Raw genomic sequence first — 1,928 nt, 5'->3', positions numbered from 1 at the left:
TCTTCACGCACAGTCAGGTGACGTCCGCACTTGAGCCGCTTTGCTCAGCCACGGTCTCCGATTCGGAGCCAACAACGTCGAGGGAAGAGCTGCCCTACTGTGCTCACATGGCCCTGCCGTGGAACGACCTGCTTCCATTTGTTCGACCGGCGAGCGCTCCCGTCTACCACTACACAAGCGCAGCTGGTCTGCTAGCGATAGTGCAGAACAACTCCCTGCGCGCCTCGGAAGCAACCGGCCTGAACGACATCGCGGAAGTCACACAAGGTTGGAACTTCATCGACAGATGGCTTGCGCGCCAGAACCCGAACGACGATTCGGTCAGCGTTCTGCAAGATGCGGCAAGGGCACACCAGAGGAGCGAACCGAGTAGTTCGGTGCACGTCGTCTGCGCCTCCACCCAACGCGACGATGCGAATCAGTGGCGCCTTTATGCGGACAAYGGCCGCGGCTATTGCGTCGAGTTCGACCCGACGAAGTCGTTCTCGGTCATCACCACGCGAGAGGCCCGGGTCGTCGACGAGACGAACTCGCTTGCAGTCGCGTTCGCGAGCATGGACGACATGGTGAGCGTCACTCCATGGCTGCCCGTGTTGTACCGGGATGACGAGAAGGAGCAGTGCCTGGAGCAGCTTCTACGGCTAGTGGCGCCTGGTATGGCAAGCGCTCGCGACGAGCGTGATCGGGCCATGGCGGCCGGTGAGCCTTTTGAGACCCCCGACGAATCGGCAGAGGCTTGGGCCGAGGCGCGGCTCCCGGTCGATCAGGCCGAGCATGACTTCGGCACCGCGCTAGCAAGCATCGCCCGACTGAGCAAGTCGGACGGGTACAGCGGAGAAAATGAGGTGCGGATGCTCGTCACCTGTTGGATCGAGGAGCCCTACGTTGGCTTTCGCGCAGGTCCGTATGGCGTCGTGAAGTTTGCGACGCTCGCTCACTTCGACGATGGATCGGCAGACCGAGCCGTGCACATCACCGATATGAGCCGACTCGCCGGCACTCTTCCGCTCCGCAGTGTGGGGGTCGGACCGCTGATTCATTTCGACAACAACGCTGCAACCGTTCGTGCACTCATCCATGCCAACGGATACAAGTTGTCGCGCGACGCCGTCTGGCGCTCGCGGGTTCCCTTGCGCTAGTCGCGCGGTCGGGAGCCGCAAGTAGGGAGTCCAGCTGACGCAGGTCGCACAGCGGGTCGACCCTCTCGGCAGAGAGAGGAGCGCTTATGGCCGCTGATGGGTGGAGACTCGAGCACATTGACCGAGGGTGTGGAAGGTGATCGGTGAAGCCGTCAAGGTCTGTCGCACCCTGCGCCGAGACCTCCGAGCCGACCTAGGCGTCGACGGGCCGTAGACCGCTCAGCCCCGCCCCTGACCGACCGCGGCGTCCTGGCGCGCGGGCATCCCGGCTTAGGCATTGCCGGCATCAACGGCGAGCATCGTCTCTGTGAGCGGTAGCGGCCGTGTGATCGCTCGAAGCCGCGGCATGCGGCCCGGCGCCCGCTCTAGCTCACCGCTGACGACGACTGTCGTCACGTTGTCCATCCAATGGTGGAGCTCTGTCAGCTGCTCGGCGCGGACTCGCACTTCGATGTGGCCCAACCGTCTACCCGTTGGGCTCGGCGCTTGAATCACGATGTGACCGAGCGGGTCGCCCGGTTCGTGCCCGATCTGTGTGATTGGGCCTGTGAAGACGTGCGTCGGGTTGCGCGCTGGCTGGGAGAGCAGTCTTACCGACTTGTCGACAATGGGCCGCGCTTCGGTTGGAATCGACACGCGCTCCGGAACGTCGGACGCGTGAGCCTCCTTCGCTGCCCACTCGAATCCCGTCTMTAGCCAGGAGACGCCGGGTTCGGCGAGTGCGCGGCTCACGTTTGCGAAGATCTCCTTTGTTCCGCCAGCGATGACGACCGGCGCCAGGTCCGCCGC

The 1,928-nt window shown here is 63.9% G+C and carries 2 protein-coding genes; one reads left to right on the top strand and one right to left on the bottom strand.

Features of this window, described 5'->3' with window-relative positions:
- The first annotated feature begins 107 nt into the window (after positions 1-107).
- Positions 108-1,139: a DUF2971 domain-containing protein gene (locus ACXJKG_RS20870; protein ID WP_456847632.1), complete on the top strand. Its 1,032-nt coding sequence runs from the start codon at positions 108-110 to the stop codon at positions 1,137-1,139.
- A 270-nt stretch (positions 1,140-1,409) separates the two neighbouring features.
- Here the strand turns inward: ACXJKG_RS20870 and ACXJKG_RS20865 are convergent.
- Positions 1,410-1,928, bottom strand: a 519-nt coding sequence (locus tag ACXJKG_RS20865) for a hypothetical protein (protein WP_456847631.1), incomplete at its 5' end; no start/stop codon positions are given.

Source organism: Cellulomonas sp. P5_C6 (assembly GCF_054049635.1).
This window is presented reverse-complemented; position numbering and strand designations above follow the sequence as displayed.